The organism is Methylomonas fluvii (assembly GCF_014850975.1).
Classification (GTDB): domain Bacteria; phylum Pseudomonadota; class Gammaproteobacteria; order Methylococcales; family Methylomonadaceae; genus Methylomonas; species Methylomonas fluvii.
Genome location: NZ_JACXST010000003.1, coordinates 186,360 through 202,941, shown reverse-complemented (window position 1 = coordinate 202,941; position 16,582 = coordinate 186,360). Strand labels below are relative to the sequence as shown.

Here is a 16,582-nt window from a genome sequence, read left to right as displayed (position 1 = left end):
TCCCAATGTTTGAACGCATTCGTGCATCGCTGTCCATACGCCGTTATCCGTGGCAGGAATTGTCGTGTCCGGCATGCGGCAACACGCAAGGTGAAGTGCTGTTGGCGCGTGACCGGTATTTGCTGCGGGTGAATGTAAAAGTATGTGCGGGTTGCGGGCAGATCTACACGGGTCGCAACCTCAACCGTGCGGCACTGGACTCGTTTTATCGCGACGAATATAGAAGGTTCTACGAAGATATCGAGCACATTTCTCCGGCCTATATCCACGACAATCGCGACAAGCTCAAAGCCTGCTATCGCCTAGCGCGCATCCGCGAGCGTGTCGGCGCTATCACCGGTGTAGTCGAAATCGGCAGCGGTCTGGGATTTTTCATTCGCGAATGCCGGCAAAGCGGCATCGAGAATGTTCTCGGCTTTGAACCCTGCAAACTATCCGCCGATTACGCGGCCAAGCAATCCGGGCTAGCCGGCAAAATTATCGACAGCGATTACTGCAGGTATGACGGCAAGCTGCCTCAAGCCAACGTATACGCACTTTTCCATGTTCTGGAACACCTGCCCGATCCGGGCGAATTGTTGAGGTGGATTGGCGACCGCATCGAAAACGGCTGGCTCGTCATCGAAGTGCCGGATATTGCGCACGGCTGGGAGCGGCTCGGCTTGATCAATTTCCATTTTGGGCATCGCCACTATTTTTCCGTCGGGTCGCTGGCGCGGCTCTTACAGCGCCATGGCTTCGGCGTTCTAGCATTCGATGCCGATATGGACGACGGTATTTACCCGGGAAATCTGCGAGTATTCGCCCGCCGCCTTGACGTGCCGGATATAAAATTCCCGGCGCTGCCCGCCGAGGATAACCGGGAAATTTGCCGAAAAGTGCGCCGGGTGGGCAAGGCCCCTTGGCGCAATGGTTTACCGCGTTGCGCCGCTCGCTTGCTACGTCCATGAAGGATGTTGGAGCGCTTGTCACCGACAGCCTCGTTCCCGGCAATATTCCGGCCAAACCGCCCCATGGCGGTCTTGGCGGCCACGCCGTAGCAGGTGCCATGATCTACATTACTGGCCAGGCCTTCAATCTCCTGTTCCAGCTGCTGCTGCTCCGCGCGTTGGGCACGCAAACCTATGGCCATGTCGGTCTCGCCCACATCAGTCTTACCGCTCTACTATTCGTCGGCGACCTCGGCTATAGCCTGTATTTCTTGCGCGAAAAACCGAACACCGCGCACTGGCGTAAGGCCTGGCGCGCGGCGCTCGGCCACCGTCTGTTGGTTAGCTTGCTGGCCTTTGCCGCGCTGGCGGCGTTCTGGATAACGCGCTTCGGCAGCGTGGACCCAGGCTGGATTTACCTATTGGCCGCCGCGCCGGCCGTGTTGGCGGCGCTAGTCAATTTTTCCTCACCCTTGCTGGCAGGTGGGCGTCATGGCATCGGCTTCGCCATGCAGCAAATCGCTTGGCCGGCCGCCGCTATTTCCTTGGTTTTGGCTTGGCCGTTACGGGAGAAAATCTTGCCACCGGCAGCACTGGCCGGCGGCTGCGTCAGCATCGGTTATCTGATTCAGGCATCGTTCAACCTTGCGGCGATGCGCCGCTTCTGCCGCGTGTCGGAAACCGGCGCCCACTTCGGCGCATTGCTGATACCCGGTTTCAGCCGTAGCGGCTGGCGGATGTTAAAAGCCTCGCTGACGCTTTCCACACTCGGTTTTCTCGGCGTGGCCAACGACCGCTTGACCGCCTTTTTGATTGAAGACGTGGCAGCCGGTTTCCTGCCGGCCTATCTGCTGCTGGGGCAAATACTGGCTGGTGCATCCGGCATGCTTGGTCAGCTCAACCGCTTGCTGGTGGCGGGCGAAAGCCGCGGCTACAGTTCGGCATCACCAGTGCGGGTGATGGCCGCCCTGCTACTGGCCCCCATGTCTTTATTGCTGTTGGTCATCGCCCCAACTTGCAATGGCGGCTGTTGGCAGGTGCCAACGGCTTGGTTGCAGCTCGGTTTGCCGGTTTTATTGGATTGGACACTGTCAGCGCTGGGAGGCAGCATGGCCGCCGTCCTAATCGGTCGCCATCAGGAAAAAAAATTAGCACTGACCGTCCTCTTCGCCATCGCCTTCAGCATCGCTACCCAACTTGCTGGTGCCCAGCAAGGGTCGGCGGACGCCGTCCTGTGGGCCAGGGTTGCCGGAGCATCGTTGGGATTTGCGGCCACGGCGAGGCTATCCGGCCTAGCCGTACCCGTATCGCTGCTACTGTTCGGCCTGGCCGTCGCGCTGAGCTCGATGTCGCAGGCCCGATTATTGCCTTGGCCAGTGCCGGCGGCGGCCAGTCTAATCATGCTGTCGGCTGTATTGAGCCGTGATACCACGCTTATCCGGCAGGCATTTTGCGCCGCGCGGTACGGACGAAACGCTTCAACCGAAGAGAACGCCGCTGGATTGACGGCCATTTCTGACAGTCTGGCTCTGCAAACCGGCACGCTTGGCGAAACGGCGGAACCCGAAGACGACCAAGCAGAGACAAAAACCTGATGTGCGGACTGATTGCCCTGCGCGCCCATAGTGCGATACCCGATCTGCCCCGGATCGGAGCCGCCGCCCTCGACACGCTGGCGCATCGCGGGCCGGACGATGCGGATTGGCTAATTGCCAACGGCGACTCGTCCCGCCCACCGACCTTTCTCGGGCACCGGCGCCTGTCCATTCTCGACTTGAGCCCGGCCGGACGCCAACCCATGACCTGTCCCGTCACCGGCAATATCCTGATTTTCAACGGCGAAATATACAACTTCATCGAATTACGCCGGGAATTGGAAACCGAAGGCTGCGCGTTCCGCACCGACACGGACACCGAGGTTGTTTTGCACGCCTGGCGTGTATGGGGCGAGACCGCTTTCGAACGTTTCAACGGCATGTGGGCGCTGGTGCTGTTGGAACGCGCCAGCGGCGACCTGATCTGCTGCCGGGACCGCCTGGGGGTCAAGCCGCTGTACTATGCGCGGGACCATGGCGGCGGCCGGCAGATGACGATTCTGGCCAGCGAAATTCGCGCCATTGCCTCGGTCCTGGGTGCGTACCCCCCACCCGAGCCCAAGTCGGTGTTCACTTTCCTGATGAGCGGCGTTTCCGACCACGGCTGCCGCACTTTTTACCAAGGCGTCTCGTCCGTACCGCCGGGCTGCATCATGCGCCTGGAGTGCAATGGAGACATACACTGGCAACCTTACCACCAGTGGCCGGTGTCTTGCCAGGACAATCAGCTCGAACCCGCACGGCTACGGGAATTGGTCGCCGATGCCGTGCGCCTGCGCCTGCGCTCGGACACGCCCAGCGTCACGCTGCTGTCGGGAGGGCTGGACAGCTCCATCATTACCGCAATGGCCGCCAGGGCAAGCCGGACCGAACCCCTCAGCCGCCATGCCGGCGCCTATACCTATGGTTACCGGAACAGCAGCGCGGCGGAACACGATGAAACCGCGAGGGCAGCCGCCTTCATCGCCGGCTACCTACCGGATACGCGGCATTTCATCCACTTGGCCGATGCCCAGCCCAGCGAGATCGAATTGTTGGAGCTGGCGTACATTCAGGAAGAGCCCATCGCCACGCCGTCGGTATTGGCCGGCTACCGGATATTTCGCGGCATCCGCGACGCCGGCTTCAAGGTGGTGCTGAGCGGCGAAGGCGCCGACGAAGTCTTCGGTGGCTACACGGCCCGCTACATGAGCCATTTGGCGCGCGACAAAATTCTCTCGGGCGAGTTGCTGCCGGCCTTGCAAATGTTGCGCGACGGTTCGGTCAAATCGCGACAATTGGCCAACCAACTGGTGTGGAGCTTGCCCGCCAACGTCGTGCGCGGCCTCATGCGCCGCACCCGACCCGGCGCTCAAGTGATGAGCGCAACATTGTGGGAAACAATGGCCGCCGAGTTTTCCGCCCTATACCAGGACCGACAAGTCGATCTTGAACAGCGCCTGCGCCGCGATGTCACGACCACCAACCTGCCGATGATCCTGCGCTGGACGGACCGTAACAGCATGCGCTCCGGCATTGAAGTGCGCTCCCCTTATCTCGATTGGCGCGTGGTATCCGCCGCGCTGGCCGCGCCTGTTAGCGCGCGCATGGGGGACGATCACGGCAAGGCCGCCCTGCGCCGGGCATTTGCGGGCGAACTACCCGACGAATTGCTATGGCGGCGTAAAACTCACGGCTTCGGCCATGCCGAGCAATTCCAGGTCAACAATATCCGGTTTGACGCCCTATGGGAAAAGCTACCCGCTTGGGCCGGCGAGTGGCTGTCGCTACCGATGCTGCGCCGCGAGCTGGCACGCCCCACCAGCCATGCCACGTTGTGGTGGGGCGTGTCCTTGGCGCTGTGGCTGGCCACGACTTATGGCGAATAGTCCAAAAAACCGCGTAATGCGCCTTGAATTCGTCCCCGACATCGACGGCTGCCGCCTGTGCCACGCCACCACCCGGCAAAGAGAGTTTTGGCCTGAAAGATACCTAGGAATCGGCCAGTCCTTGCGCCGTTGCGGACATTGCGCCTGCCTCTATCTGGCTCCGGATTTAACTCCCGCCTCACTGGAGGATTTTTACGCCCATCATTACCGTCAACTGTTTCTGACCGAGATCATCGGCACAGACCCGGAAATGTTTTTCAAACAGCGTTTCGAAAGCCGTATCGCCGAGCAACGCTTGCACATCGTGGCCCCCCTGCTACCGCCAACCGGGCGCCTGTTTGATCTAGGCTGCGGCTTCGGCAGCTTCCTGCATGCCGCGTCTCAGGCCCGTCCCGATGTCACTCTACATGCTTCGGAATACGACTCCGCCCAGCGCGGCATCCTTTGTGAAGATGCGAATGTGCAATGGATAACCCATTTTCAGGCATTCCCCTTGGCTGGCTATTTCGATGTCGTGGTCGCCTTTCATGTGCTGGAGCATTTACCAAGGCCAACCGCCTTTGCGCATTGGGCCGCCAAGGTACTCAAACCCGGCGGTCATTTGGTCGTCGAGGTCCCCAATGCCGCTGGCGGTTGGCACACGCGCAAATTCGTGCACCCGGCCCACTTAAGTTATTTCACCACCCATACCCTGCGACGGACGCTGCAAAGTGCCGGCTTGGAAATCATCAGCTGCGGCGAGCATCCGTTGGGAGCAGCCTTTACCGGCACCTTACTGGTCATAGCCCAACTGCCGTTGAAGGGTGCGGAACCGCAGCCCATCTCGCCGGCCGACCCACAAGAAATTGCCGCCATCGACCGGCACATCGAGTCCGTGCGCTGGACCCAAACCGATGCACTGAAAACGCATATCAAACGCGCCATGGCGAAAATCTTCGGCTTGGAGAACACCGGCGCATTTCAGCGCTGGATAGAATATCGTCGTCTGAAACGGTATTGGAACCCATGATGGACTTCAGCCTATTCGAACAAGCCTTACGTCAGTATTGGGGCGAAGATGCCGCGCTGGCCCGCCATGAAATTTATTTCATCTCTCAACGTCGCCGGGGCTGGCGCCAAATTATCCACGCCACCGCTGGACTTCTTCGGGACATCTGGCTTTGCGGGCGCCTACCTCACCAAGCGGAACTTTTCTCCGGAACTGTGTGCGTGGTCAGCTTACAGGGGGCCAGTGGCTGGGATGCTCTAGCGCCACTACTACCCACTTTACAAGCCACTTCGGTATTTATCCACCCGCGTTTGCGGAACAAGATAGAGGGTACACTTATCGCCGCCCCCGACTGCAAGGCCTGGCTGATGGCTGTTCAAGCCATTTTTCGAAGCGGCAGAACACCTATACCCGGCGTCTCAGCTTGGACGGTACGCTGTTGCCTAGCTCGCCGCCAGCTCTGGAGCGGTGCATGGCGACGCACCCTCACCCACGCGGAAGGCGATGTCAACCTGTTGCTGCATAACGATTTCGATATGTTTTCCGCCACGGCAACAGAAACCGCCAAAGGTATTCCATCTATCCGCAGCGTATGCGTACAACACGGCCTGCCAACCGACGAATTCTTTCCCACCCGAGCAGACATTCAGCTGGTTTGGGGAGAGGCCAGTCGCAAAACATACCTACTTCACAACACGCCCCCCAACACTATCGTAATGGGTACATACCGCGCAAAACCGCCCATACAATTGCCTAAACACCTTCCGCCCCCCCAACGTGTCTTATTGGTATCGCAAACCCATACGCCAGTATTCGGGCGCCCTCTGAACAGCGATTTTTTGCGACTGGCAACACAACTGCACAACAGTTTGGAAAAAGACGCGTTCCATATACTGTTGCATCCGGAGGAAAGACGCCTTGGACATCCTTATGCAGCAGAAAACATGTCATCCCGCTGCAGAAATCCACCGCATGAAATACTGGTTTCCCAAAATGCCCTGCCGGACCGACCCGCCTTGGTAATTGGATTTTGTTCAACTGCGTTGCTGGAAGCCGTCCAGGCCGGACATTTTGTGCTAGGTATTAAGTGGGATGCACCAGCAAGCAAAGGTGCGGTGGCCTTAGGAGCTCCGCAACATCAAGTTTGCAACGGACAGGAGGTGCTCCAATTGTTTGAAGTGCTGCGTCAGAATGAGCGTTTTCGATCCGAATGGCTGAAACAACAAGCGCTATGGATTGACAGCGTTTTTGCTCCATTATCCGAAGGATGGTTAGGAAAGCGCTGAACAAATCCTAATCAAGATCATCCCTGCCAACCAAAACGTGGTTTTTAAAAGACGCTGTGTACCGCGCCCGAATCCATGTCGGCACCAACATGGATTTTCATGCCGAAGAACCCGTAGCTGCCTTTCTTGGTTTGATGCATGTCAGGGTCGCGCGCTTGCTCCTGATTCTTGGTTGAACTGGGGGCCTGAACAATGGAGGCATCGACCATCGTGCCTCGAAAGAGCAACAGGCCTCGGTGCGTCAGGTGCTCGTTGACCGTCAACAGCAATAGAATAGGTCAGCTGATGCTTTTCCAACCAATGGCGAAAGTTGAGAAGAGTGGTTTCATCAGGCAGAGCTTCGGTGACGCTGCCAAAGCCGGCAAACCGGCGGATACTGTCGATTTCATGCCACTTGTGCCCTAAGAATATCTGACGGTCCGAATAGCTGGACCATTGTTGCAGGCAGTGGATACGCAGCATGCGCTTCAGCGGCATCGGTTGCCGGCTGCGGCGGCCGCTTTGCGAATAATGCGGCTACAGTTAGACTAACAATAACAGCCACGGCACTAATTCTACTTTGTCAGTTTACTCGAACTACATCTCTGAGTCCGTCGTTTCGGCAGGGATTGCCGAAATCCAGACTCCAGGGATGGATCGAAGCTTACCATCCATGGCACTGGGTGCCCCCCTTCCCAGCAGGTATGACGAACCTTTTTTGTAATCTGACAAAGTAGAACTAAGGCGATCTATGGCTATAAAGGCACCCAAACCAAGCAATTTACCGTTGACTGAGCGGACCTGTGCTGAGCAAAGCCAAATTAGCCTAAGTCAACCCTTCGCTTTGGTTACGCTCAGCGAACCACATATTTGGCATTGCCAATGCGTATAAACTTTCTCAAAAATCACCTAAGTGCTGTATTTCCGCCATAAATTTTTCCCACCGGGTTCAGAGGCGTGATTAGGTTACGTAAGTGACATATTGCGGCAGATACGATGGTGGGCCCGGAACGTATCTTCCTGAGTCAATTCGCTTGTCCCCTTGGCGTTTGTTGCTAGCGTATTCAGGTGCGGCAAAGCTGGTTTGGGATTGCTCACTAGGGGATTTAATCAGCGATGCCTTAGACAAATGCCTACAGAATGAAACGAGGTAAAAGCGGCCTTTGGAGACTGTAAATAAAATAAGGCTTTGAATTCGCTTTATCTAAATTCTACTTTCAAGCGCTCTTAAGCGCGATTGGCCTGACGCGAACGTGCTTAGGCTTGATCTTGCCACCAGTCTTCGGTAGCATGACTGGATTACTGGAAACAGGGAAAAACCCATGAACGAACAACAAGTCAAACCCGAACCGGCTAAGCCACCCGAGGAAAAAAAGGCTTGGTGTACCCCCGAACTGCGCGAGCAAACGGTATTGAGTGCCACAGCCGCCAAGAGTAACAGCCCAAACGAGAGCAGTCCAAATTCGGGGCCGCCTTCCTAAGCCGATCTACTGGCTGCTGAACCAGAATATTCGTCTAATCCTGTGTTGCATTACCTCATTTCCGGCTTGCGTGTCGTTTCGGATTTTCCCTTGAGCGGCGTTGCCGAATCCGCCTTCTCCGCCGATCCCGAAGTTCATATCCGCCGAGGCCCTCTGCCCGACACCTTGGGTACGCCGGTCTTGGCTAAACCCAACTGGATGTTATCCGAACAAGACTTCCTGTTGCGTATGCCCGGTATTGCCCGAATCCAGGTCAGCCGTGGCTGCCTGATCACGCTTGATGCCGAATGCAGCGAGGCCGATGCCATGCCATTCCTGCTAGGCACCGCCTTTGGCGCACTGCTGCACCAGCGCGGCATCTTGGTGCTGCATGCCTCCGCCGTCTCTAGCAATGGTCATGCCATCGCCCTGTGCGGGCCGAGTGGCGCGGGTAAATCCACCCTGGCTGCTGCGCTGTGTCAGACAGAGTGCAACTTCATCGGCGATGACGTGGCCGCCATCCAATTAAATACTGGCGGCAAACCAGTGTTGTGGCCGGATAGCCGCTCGCACCGACTGTGGGCCGATACGATAGCGCACCTGGGCCTCTCGGAGCGTCAAGGCCAATCAGTACGCAACACCATTCAAAAATACCATATCGAGCCGGAGTGTGAGGCCAAGGCAATGCCTCTGTCCACGATTGTGGTCGTGCGTATAGCCGAGCAGGCCGGGCAAACTGCCGCCATTGAGCCTTGCAGTATCGTGGATGCGGCCGCCCTGCTACGCGCCGAGGTCTACCGCCATTTTCTGGCCAAATGCATGGGACGCGATGCCGCCCTGTTCAAGCAGATATCAGACATGCTCAGCCAAGTGCGGGTGTTGCGCCTAACTCGGCCGCGCGAGCCCAAGCGCTTACCGGAAACCCTTGCACTATTGCGGCAGCACATAGCCGAAGCGCATTGATGGTGGGCTCCATCGTCTGGCTCGCGTCTTACATGAAGTCCGGCAATACCTGGCTGCGCCTGCTGCTCGCCAACCTGTTGTCTGATAGCCCGGAACCTGTGAATATCAACGATATTCGGCTCTCTCCTCTTTCCGTAACCGGGCGCGCCGATTTTGAAGAACTGACCCTGATCGACAACAGCCTGCTGACCTTAACCGAGTTGGACGCGCTACGCCCATTTATGATTGCGTCTATTGCGGATAAACTGGAGAGTGTCGCATATATAAAACTGCACGAAGCTTACCGCCGAACCGCGAATGGTGAGCCGCTGCTGGGCCGCAGCCATGCACGAGCCGCACTATATGTGATGCGCGATCCGCGTGATGTGGCCGTTTCTTTGGCGTTTCACAGCGGCATCTCACTGAATGAGGCGATAGACCAGATGAATCGTCCGGATTGGAGCACAGGCACAAAAGCTTGGCGCTACTCAATGCAACTCCCTCTCGTACAATTGGATTGGAGTAGCCATGTCGAAAGCTGGATCGATCAGGACGACGTGCCTGTGCATGTCATGCGCTACGAGGATATGCGGGCCGACACAGTAGCTGCATTGTCTGCGGCAGCGGATTTCCTCAATCTTGATGTCAGTCTAAAAAAAATAGCGCATGCTGTGCGTTGCGCCGACTTTTGTCGCTTGCAGCAACAAGAACGAGAGGTAGGTTTCTGCGAGCGTCCACCCGTACGTGGCGAGGCGGCGCCGTTCTTCCGCTCCGGCCGTGCGGGGGGATGGCGCGAGGTGCTGACTACCAAACAAGAACACGCGATCAGCGAGGCGCATACTCGGGTGATGGCGCGTTTCGGTTATTTTTAATAGGAGTTAACATGCCGGAAATGAAAAAATTCAAACGCTCGGAAGACATGCTGGGGGCTACAATCGGCGACGAGCTACTGATGATGAGCATAGAAAAGGGCAGTTATTTTAGTCTGAATACCGTGGCTGCGCGGATATGGGAGTTGTTGGAGCAGCCCATGAATCAAGATGAACTCGTGGCGCAACTGCTGCAGGAATACAATGTCCCTTCAAAAACGTGCCAGGAGGAAGTCGAAAAATTTATTGCAGCCCTGCGCGAGCGCGGCATGTTGGCCTAGGCTGGCGTGGCGCGGGATGCCCCGTTTTCGCCATGAACGAATTCCAAAATAACGGCTATCTGTTCGTGCCCAGCCTGATCGATACCCTGGCCTACGATTGTTTTTTGAAGAAATTGGCGGCCTATGGCAAGGGCAACTCTGACGAGAAACAGGTAACCGGCTCGGTCGTTTTCTACAAGGAAGGCCTGTTCGAGAAATTGCTGGAGCACTTGTTGCCGCAGATCGAGGTGCTCACCGGGGTTGATTTGTTCAAGGCCTACAGTTATGCCCGGCGCTACGAAATGGGCAACGAGCTGAAGCCGCACATCGATAGAGAATCCTGCGAGATCACAGTCAGCTTGGCCTTGGGTTTTGAGGGCGAAATTTGGCCTCTTTGGGTAGAGGATAGGATGAAAAAGCACCACTCATTCTTACTGCAAGCAGGAGATGCGCTGATCTTTAGGGGCAAGGAATTGCTGCATTGGCGAGAGATAAACCGGTACGGTCCGTGCTCCCAAGTGTTTTTGCATTATGTCGACCGCCACGGCCTTTACGCCAATTTTAGAGACGACCACGCCTCTAATTAGTGGTTATCCTCTGGACGAAGCGCCCAACCGGTTATGGCGAATCGCCCGTCGATCGGGTTTTTGGATGCACACTCTATCGGAGTGACTTCATGCAAGGCGCGGCTCGGGAAGAACGTAATGCTATTATTAACCGGGTGTAAGCAGGTGAAGTTATTGACCTGGGCGATCTCTCCCGCTACCTGGCCCGCGTCGTAAAGATAGAGCGCTCCGCCACTGAAGCGCTTGGGCTCTCTGAAAAAATGGTAGACGAAGCTTAGTTCGCGCAAGCGGTTGTTGGGCATCGTGCCTGAATCTCGGTGCGCCTTGAAATAATCGCCGTCACCGTACGCGATCAGGCTAATTTGTAAATCCCGCACGGCATCCAAGTTCGAGATTTCTAGCTTGCCGATAATGTCGTGCCGCTCGACCAGCTCGGCTACGCGCTGGTAAAAGATGTCACGGATGCGCTGGCCTGCCCGATTCGAGTGGGAGCGGCGCGTGTTCTGGTGTAACCCAACCACGCCGTATTCTTCCACTACAGAGGGATGCAACTCCGGTAACTGTTCCGTTGTCGCCTGCCAAAGCGCCTCTTGCATCCTAGCATCGAGAAAGTTTTCGAAGCGTATGAACGGTGGCGCGAGGGAACCGCAGGTATTGAGCGGTGTATTGCCGCCCTTGCCGCTCAACAAGTCGATGAAATAGCTTGCTTCGGGATGACCAGGCTCAGCTTGTTGAACAGCGCAGTAATAATGCAATGCATCATCGAACTCGCCCAGGGCGCGATGAATTTGGGCGATGCGCCACGCCAGCGCGGCATTGCCGGGTTGCGTGACCGCCTTCGCCTTGAGTTGCACAAGGAACAGCCGGTGTGCCTCGGATGAAAACAGGGCGATGTCGATGTCAGTTTCCGTCATATTCTTTTATGGCGTTTATTCGTCTTTGACAGGCATATAGGCCTTATTGCCGGTCTCGTCTATCGCGTTTAGTAATGTTGTTTCAGGTATGCCGCTGCATGGATACTTCGCATCACAGCCAAAGCCTGCGCTTCGCTGAAATCCGAGGCCAGCATGTTCTTTATCTTGTCCATATCGAGAAAATGGGTCACCACCGGATGGGCGTGCAAATTGTCCAGCACCGGCAACAAGCGGTTTCGTTGCGCCGCAAGCATCGCAAAAATTTCTTCGACGGGTATGATTTTTTGGTCACGCCAGCGTATCTTGTCCGGCAGTACGCCCGCCATTGCGTCTCGGAATATCCGCCGCCGCCGGCCCTCGCGTTGAAACAGCTTACTGGGCAGGGAGACAGCCAGCTCCACTACGCGCCGATCCAGCATAGGGAAGCCCACCGCCAAGCCTTGGCGCGCGCCCATTAGCGCCCATTTCTCTGCGCGCCGGGACAAGTGCGGGCTGCCCAACAAACGCCAGCGGTTAAGCGCTGCATTCGGGCCGAGGATGATATTCTCATGCCATTCTCCAGAGAATTCAGCTTGCAGCAGCGCGGCCAAACAGGATGGAACGTGGCGTTTGTCCTTGCGCAGCCGAGATTTGAGTCGCTTGAGTTCGTGGGGAACAATATAACTTATCACCTCACTCTTCAGCAGCGCATAAAGCGATAGGCCGCGCGTATGCTGAAAGGCACGAAACTCGTTTGCCAGATAAGGCCACTGCCCATGTAGCAGTGCCTCGGCCAGCGCGCCGCGCCCGTTGAAGGTTGCACCTTCGTCTCCCCCCCAACCGCTGAGCAACATCTGGGCGCCGCGCCCGGCGGCATCGGCGCAGACACGGATATCTAAATTTCTGGTGTCGTTAGGAAGCAACTGGTCGCAATCCATCTGCGGCAGGAAGAAGGCAGGCCAATCCTCTACCGTAAGCGGCGTCCAATCGATATCAGGCTCCTGACGAAGTACGGACTCAACAAAGGGACGCTCATCTTCGGCATCGGGATGGGAGGACAAAAATGAATAGGCCAACAGCGGACGCCCTTCGCTACGCAACATACGCGCGGCCAGTATGGATATTGCAGAGGAGTCCAAGCCGCCGCTGAGATGGGCGGCAACCGGCCCTTGCGCGGGTAGGCGGCAGCGCACAGCACGCTCAATCTCGACCCGCAGTGCCTCTGCCGCCGATTGCGACGTGCAAGTATGGCTGCCGGCTAGTCCAGGCTCCAGTTTCCAATAGACCTGCTCGCATCTACCCTGTGACGATATGCGCAGCGAATGCCCCGGGGCGAGTCGGGCAATGTCCTCGAACAGGGTACGCTCCGGTTCTGGATAGCTATTGAGTAGATCGCGGGCGAATTGCGTCTCGTCCAACCGACGCGTGGCGAAACCGCCGGCATGGAGGGCGCGTGGCAATGAGGCGAAGGCGAAATCCGGCCCCTGTTTTTTGGTCACGAACAAAGGACGTATGCCCATGGCATCGCGCACGCACAGCAGGGATTGGCTGAGTGGGTCCCAGACGGCAAAGGCAAAATCGCCCAGCAGCTCAGGCAACCCTGCTTCGCCCCGCTGCAGCAACATGGTCAGTAATAGATTGTCGTTGCTTGAAACACCCAACATGCGCGCCAATTCCGCCGGTTCGTCAAGGCGGCAGTCATCCGCCAACAACATACCGTTATCGCCACACGCAATCTCGAACGGTTGTTGTGCTGCAAAATCCAGCACAGCCAGCGCCAGCGAACCCTGCACCCGGTAGGCAACCTGGGGTTGCAGACCGGGTTCTATCATGGCTGCCACCATGGTTTCCAGTCGTTCCGGTTCGGCTGGCCGCCCGTCGAAATGATGAAATCCGCAGATCAAACGCATCTTTTAATTGCTCCGGTACTCAGTGTATTGTAAGGCGATGCGGGGGAACGCGGTATGCCCGATTGGCGCATCATCCAGCAATGGGCGATAAAACACGACGGGCGCGGAGTTGATTTCGATCAGCAGCGAGCTCTCGTTGGTGAGCGCGACATCCAAGCCGAAGAATACGAAACTCGAAAACGCCTCGCGAATTGCACGCGCCGCCAGCTTCAGCGCCTCATGCCAAAATGGGGCGACGAAATCGAGAATAGGCAGCCAGTATTGGAATGTCGCTCTACCAGTGTATCTTCCCCGGTCATGGCGCGTAGAATGCGGCCATTTGCACCGATCTTGTCGAAAATGGAGAAGGGACGGACTCCCATCAACCCTAAGACAGGTTGGCCGCCAACAAATTTCATCGAAGCACGCCTTGTCCGGCAAATCGTCATGTTTTGCACTGCGGCGCGCATTGAGTAGACGAAACATTTGGTCTTCGCTCCAATAAAGAAAGTTATCCGCCCAGCTGGGCTCGGAAGGCGGTTGGTCACATATTCTAGGTATCACGTTACCACTGTGCACCACCTGATGTTCAGCAAGCTTCTAGATGCACGTGTGTGCGCAGCCACCACATTTCGTTTTTGCTGCGGCTCAGTCACATGAATGGATAGCCGCGCTTGCTCTGGGAATAGAGTTTGCCCAAGAACGGCCAGAACGGGTGCAAGGCACGAGCGAGGATGAGCCGTCTGTGTTCAAGTTTCACTTAGTCCATTAGAATGAGGGGCTGGACGACAGTACCAGCAGTTGATTGCAAAACGCGAGTCCGCAAATTGATCGGAGGGGCAGGAGATCGGCATAACCTCGTGCGGTGCCCAGGCTGGAAACAAGACGAGGCGGTCTCGCTCGGGGTCGATGTCGATGAAGTTTTCGGACGAATGGTTAAGAGGATACAACCGTAATTGCCCACCGCAAAAGCCTTTGGGCCACCGATGGAAATATAACACGCCGGTCATGGCGCGCTGGATTTTGGCGTTTGGTTTATAGATTCTTGTGTCGATGTGGCGCTTGAAAAACGTGCCGTCACCATGGGCAACTAGCTCGATTTCACAGCGTTCCAGTTCGAACGGCAGCAGCCCAAGATCGGCCGTGGCCTGCGGGGCAATGGCGCGAAATCGCTCTTGCAAGGTTTCTTGCAAGCCGCCGAGGTCGTATAGCACGCTGGATATACGAATCTCCGGACTGTATCCACTTCCAACCTGAGTCGGCGTGAATTGTCGCTCCTTTGATTGAACATGCGCCATAAGCTGCTCGATCAAATCCTCGCCCAAAAAATCGGAAACAACACAATAAGGCGGAAGGCGATCAAAGGGGTTAGAGGGTACGACTAAACTCATAATCCGTTTATTACTGCCTAATTCTACTTTGTCAGATTGATTTTCAATCATCTGCGGCTGTCATTTACCGTGGCGGTGTTATCGTGCAATACATTGGTTTAATTCAATATTATGGCGTTGTAAATGAGCATGCCAACTCCAACAGGTAAACTTGGGATTTGGGACATGCGCGGTGTTACTCAATATTCATCGGTTAATTCTATACGCCAGTGCTGTCACTGACAATGCTTTGAAGTCGTTGCATAAGATAGATGGCTATCTGTTATGAGGAATTATTTATGCACCGAATTTCTTAGATGTTTGTAATGGTCAACTCAAACCGGACACCTACCCAGCCACACTTTTCAAATAATCCCGCTCGAATTGAATCGCCCCGGGAATCTCGGAGGCTGATTGTTGTGAGTCATGCTGCCTTAGCTGACTCGGAAAGTTGTTGATAATACATAGCCTCGGCTTCAGCTGGCGGAATATGACCAATCGGTCCTAGCAAGCGTCGATGATTAAACCAATCAACCCAAGTCAAGGTGGCGAGTTCGACGGCTTCGCGATTCTTCCAGGATTGTTTATGAATCAGCTCGGCCTTATACAAGCCATTGATGGTTTCAGCGAGGGCATTGTCATAAGAGTCACCGACGCTGCCCACGGAGGCCTCAACGCCGGCGTCTGACAGGCGTTCGGTATAGCGGATCGAAACGTACTGCACACCTCGATCGCTATGGTGAATCAAGCCGCCGTCTCGTAGGGGTTGCCGGTCATGTAACGCCTGCTCCAGCGCATCCAGTACAAAGTCGGTCTGCGCAGAAGACGAGACTTTCCAGCCGACAATGTAACGGGCAAACACATCGATCACGAAAGCCACATAGACGAAGCCTTGCCAAGTTTTGACAGTGCTGAAATCCGCCACCCACAACGCATTCGGCCGCTCGGCGCTGAACTGCCGATTGACGCGATCCAACGGACACTCCGCGTTGGCATCGCTGATCGTGGTCTTGATGGTTTTGCCACGCCTGACACCTTTCAGCCCCCGATTTTTCATGAGACGCTCCACGGTACAACGAGCCACCGTCAAGCCTTCTCGCTTCAACTGAAGCCAAACTTTACGCGCACCGTAGTTTTGGAAACTTTCCTCCCAAACTCGGCGAATCTCCTGACTGAGAGCCTCGTCCTGCTTGGCACGGGTTGAGCGCAAATCAGGGGCGGTGCGTGCCACATGCAGATAATACGTCGGGGGCACAATCGGCAACACCTTGCAGATTGGCTCGACCCCATACGCCTTGCGATGGTCATCGATAAAGGCGTTCATCGTTTGAACGGGCGGTCGAGCTCCGCCTGAGCAAAATATGCTGACGCCTTGCGCAGAATCTCGTTGGCTTGGCGCAATTCACGGACTTCCCGCTCCAGGGCCTTGATCCGTTCCGAATCGCTACTGGCGGCTTCACTTTGCGCGTCATGCGTATTTTGGGTGTGCCTCAACCAGCGGCGTAACGTTTCAGAAGTACAGCCAAACTTAGCTGAAATCGACTGAATCGCTGCCCATTCCGATGGATATTCGCTTTGATGTTCTCGCACCATGCGAATGGCTCGTTCTCGGATTTCTGATGAATATTGGTTTGACGTTTTCTCTTTCATTGCTCCATTCTCTCAAAGGTTGGAGCCTCCGAGATTCC

15 protein-coding genes, 1 pseudogene and 1 other annotated feature are annotated in these 16,582 nt (G+C 56.2%); of the genes and pseudogenes, 10 read left to right on the top strand and 6 right to left on the bottom strand.

Annotated features, from left to right (window positions below; genetic code table 11):
• Positions 1 to 5: 5 nt before the first annotated feature.
• The 5 genes from EBB_RS18445 to EBB_RS18425 are packed head-to-tail and all read left to right on the top strand — an operon-like array spanning position 6 to position 6,666.
• The gene (locus tag EBB_RS18445; RefSeq protein ID WP_192395227.1) at positions 6 to 950 is read left to right on the top strand and encodes a class I SAM-dependent methyltransferase; all 945 of its coding nucleotides are present in this window, start codon (positions 6 to 8) and stop codon (positions 948 to 950) included.
• The gene (locus tag EBB_RS18440; RefSeq protein ID WP_192395226.1) at positions 869 to 2,524 is read left to right on the top strand and encodes a hypothetical protein; all 1,656 of its coding nucleotides are present in this window, start codon (positions 869 to 871) and stop codon (positions 2,522 to 2,524) included. The genes EBB_RS18445 and EBB_RS18440 overlap by 82 nt, the downstream gene beginning before the upstream one ends.
• Positions 2,524 to 4,392 carry an asparagine synthase (glutamine-hydrolyzing) gene (gene asnB, locus EBB_RS18435; protein ID WP_192395225.1) on the top strand — a complete coding sequence of 623 codons (1,869 nt, stop codon included), beginning with the start codon at positions 2,524 to 2,526 and terminating at the stop codon, positions 4,390 to 4,392. The genes EBB_RS18440 and asnB overlap by 1 nt, the downstream gene beginning before the upstream one ends.
• Positions 4,382 to 5,401 (top strand): class I SAM-dependent methyltransferase, encoded by a 1,020-nt coding sequence (locus EBB_RS18430; RefSeq protein WP_192395224.1) that lies wholly within the window; start codon positions 4,382 to 4,384, stop codon positions 5,399 to 5,401. Before asnB ends, EBB_RS18430 begins: the two co-directional genes overlap by 11 nt.
• Positions 5,398 to 6,666, top strand: coding sequence for a hypothetical protein (locus EBB_RS18425; RefSeq protein WP_192395223.1), 1,269 nt, complete (start codon positions 5,398 to 5,400; stop codon positions 6,664 to 6,666). The genes EBB_RS18430 and EBB_RS18425 overlap by 4 nt, the downstream gene beginning before the upstream one ends.
• Positions 6,667 to 6,716: 50 nt before the next feature.
• Here EBB_RS18425 and EBB_RS26850 read toward each other — a convergent pair.
• Positions 6,717 to 7,179: pseudogene (locus tag EBB_RS26850) on the bottom strand (IS5 family transposase); the annotation flags it as partial.
• A 788-nt stretch (positions 7,180 to 7,967) separates the two neighbouring features.
• Here EBB_RS26850 and EBB_RS18415 point away from each other — a divergent pair.
• The 5 genes from EBB_RS18415 to EBB_RS18395 are packed head-to-tail and all read left to right on the top strand — an operon-like array spanning position 7,968 to position 10,763.
• Positions 7,968 to 8,126: a hypothetical protein gene (locus tag EBB_RS18415; RefSeq protein WP_192395222.1), complete on the top strand. Its 159-nt coding sequence runs from the start codon at positions 7,968 to 7,970 to the stop codon at positions 8,124 to 8,126.
• 42 nt (positions 8,127 to 8,168) lie between these two features.
• The gene (locus EBB_RS18410) at positions 8,169 to 9,068 is read left to right on the top strand and encodes a hypothetical protein (protein WP_192395221.1); all 900 of its coding nucleotides are present in this window, start codon (positions 8,169 to 8,171) and stop codon (positions 9,066 to 9,068) included.
• Entirely contained in the window at positions 9,068 to 9,919 is an 852-nt protein-coding gene (locus EBB_RS18405) for a sulfotransferase domain-containing protein (protein ID WP_192395220.1), read from the top strand. The genes EBB_RS18410 and EBB_RS18405 overlap by 1 nt, the downstream gene beginning before the upstream one ends.
• Positions 9,920 to 9,930: 11 nt before the next feature.
• On the top strand, positions 9,931 to 10,197 hold the full coding sequence (locus EBB_RS18400; RefSeq protein ID WP_192395219.1) for a PqqD family protein: 267 nt from the start codon (positions 9,931 to 9,933) through the stop codon (positions 10,195 to 10,197).
• Between the two features lie 32 nt (positions 10,198 to 10,229).
• Entirely contained in the window at positions 10,230 to 10,763 is a 534-nt protein-coding gene (locus tag EBB_RS18395; RefSeq protein ID WP_192395218.1) for a hypothetical protein, read from the top strand.
• On the opposite strand, the gene EBB_RS18390 is transcribed toward EBB_RS18395, so the two are convergent.
• The 5 genes from EBB_RS18390 to EBB_RS18370 form a co-directional block, all read right to left on the bottom strand.
• Positions 10,760 to 11,656, bottom strand: coding sequence for a 2OG-Fe(II) oxygenase (locus tag EBB_RS18390; protein WP_192395217.1), 897 nt, complete (start codon positions 11,654 to 11,656; stop codon positions 10,760 to 10,762). The genes EBB_RS18395 and EBB_RS18390 overlap by 4 nt on opposite strands.
• Positions 11,657 to 11,724: 68 nt before the next feature.
• Positions 11,725 to 13,545, bottom strand: coding sequence for an asparagine synthase-related protein (locus EBB_RS18385; RefSeq protein ID WP_192395216.1), 1,821 nt, complete (start codon positions 13,543 to 13,545; stop codon positions 11,725 to 11,727).
• A gap of 3 nt (positions 13,546 to 13,548) precedes the next feature.
• Positions 13,549 to 14,010 carry a hypothetical protein gene (locus EBB_RS18380; RefSeq protein WP_192395215.1) on the bottom strand — a complete coding sequence of 154 codons (462 nt, stop codon included), beginning with the start codon at positions 14,008 to 14,010 and terminating at the stop codon, positions 13,549 to 13,551.
• Between the two features lie 263 nt (positions 14,011 to 14,273).
• A complete protein-coding gene (locus EBB_RS18375; protein WP_192395214.1) occupies positions 14,274 to 14,966 on the bottom strand; it encodes a 2OG-Fe(II) oxygenase in 693 nt (230 codons plus the stop codon).
• Positions 14,967 to 15,318: 352 nt separating this feature from the next.
• Positions 15,319 to 16,544 (bottom strand): IS3 family transposase gene (locus EBB_RS18370; protein ID WP_192395213.1). Its coding sequence is split into 2 segments (ribosomal slippage): positions 15,319 to 16,253 and positions 16,253 to 16,544, totalling 1,227 coding nucleotides; the frame shifts between segments, so codons are not numbered across the junction.
• Positions 16,141 to 16,260: a sequence feature (AL1L pseudoknot), on the bottom strand. It overlaps the preceding gene by 120 nt.
• Positions 16,545 to 16,582: the final 38 nt, after the last annotated feature.

Bases quoted from the DNA above. Each gene is read 5' to 3' on its own strand.
- EBB_RS18395 (WP_192395218.1), top strand. From the start codon at position 10,230: ATGAACGAATTCCAAAATAACGGCTATCTGTTCGTGCCCAGCCTGATC.
- EBB_RS18400 (WP_192395219.1), top strand. From the start codon at position 9,931: ATGCCGGAAATGAAAAAATTCAAACGCTCGGAAGACATGCTGGGGGCT.
- EBB_RS18405 (WP_192395220.1), top strand. From the start codon at position 9,068: ATGGTGGGCTCCATCGTCTGGCTCGCGTCTTACATGAAGTCCGGCAAT.
- EBB_RS18430 (WP_192395224.1), top strand. From the start codon at position 4,382: ATGGCGAATAGTCCAAAAAACCGCGTAATGCGCCTTGAATTCGTCCCC.
- EBB_RS18380 (WP_192395215.1), bottom strand. From the start codon at position 14,010: ATGTTTCGTCTACTCAATGCGCGCCGCAGTGCAAAACATGACGATTTG.
- EBB_RS18415 (WP_192395222.1), top strand. From the start codon at position 7,968: ATGAACGAACAACAAGTCAAACCCGAACCGGCTAAGCCACCCGAGGAA.
- EBB_RS18425 (WP_192395223.1), top strand. From the start codon at position 5,398: ATGATGGACTTCAGCCTATTCGAACAAGCCTTACGTCAGTATTGGGGC.
- EBB_RS18445 (WP_192395227.1), top strand. From the start codon at position 6: ATGTTTGAACGCATTCGTGCATCGCTGTCCATACGCCGTTATCCGTGG.
- EBB_RS18390 (WP_192395217.1), bottom strand. From the start codon at position 11,656: ATGACGGAAACTGACATCGACATCGCCCTGTTTTCATCCGAGGCACAC.
- asnB (WP_192395225.1), top strand. From the start codon at position 2,524: ATGTGCGGACTGATTGCCCTGCGCGCCCATAGTGCGATACCCGATCTG.
- EBB_RS18385 (WP_192395216.1), bottom strand. From the start codon at position 13,545: ATGCGTTTGATCTGCGGATTTCATCATTTCGACGGGCGGCCAGCCGAA.
- EBB_RS18375 (WP_192395214.1), bottom strand. From the start codon at position 14,966: ATGATTGAAAATCAATCTGACAAAGTAGAATTAGGCAGTAATAAACGG.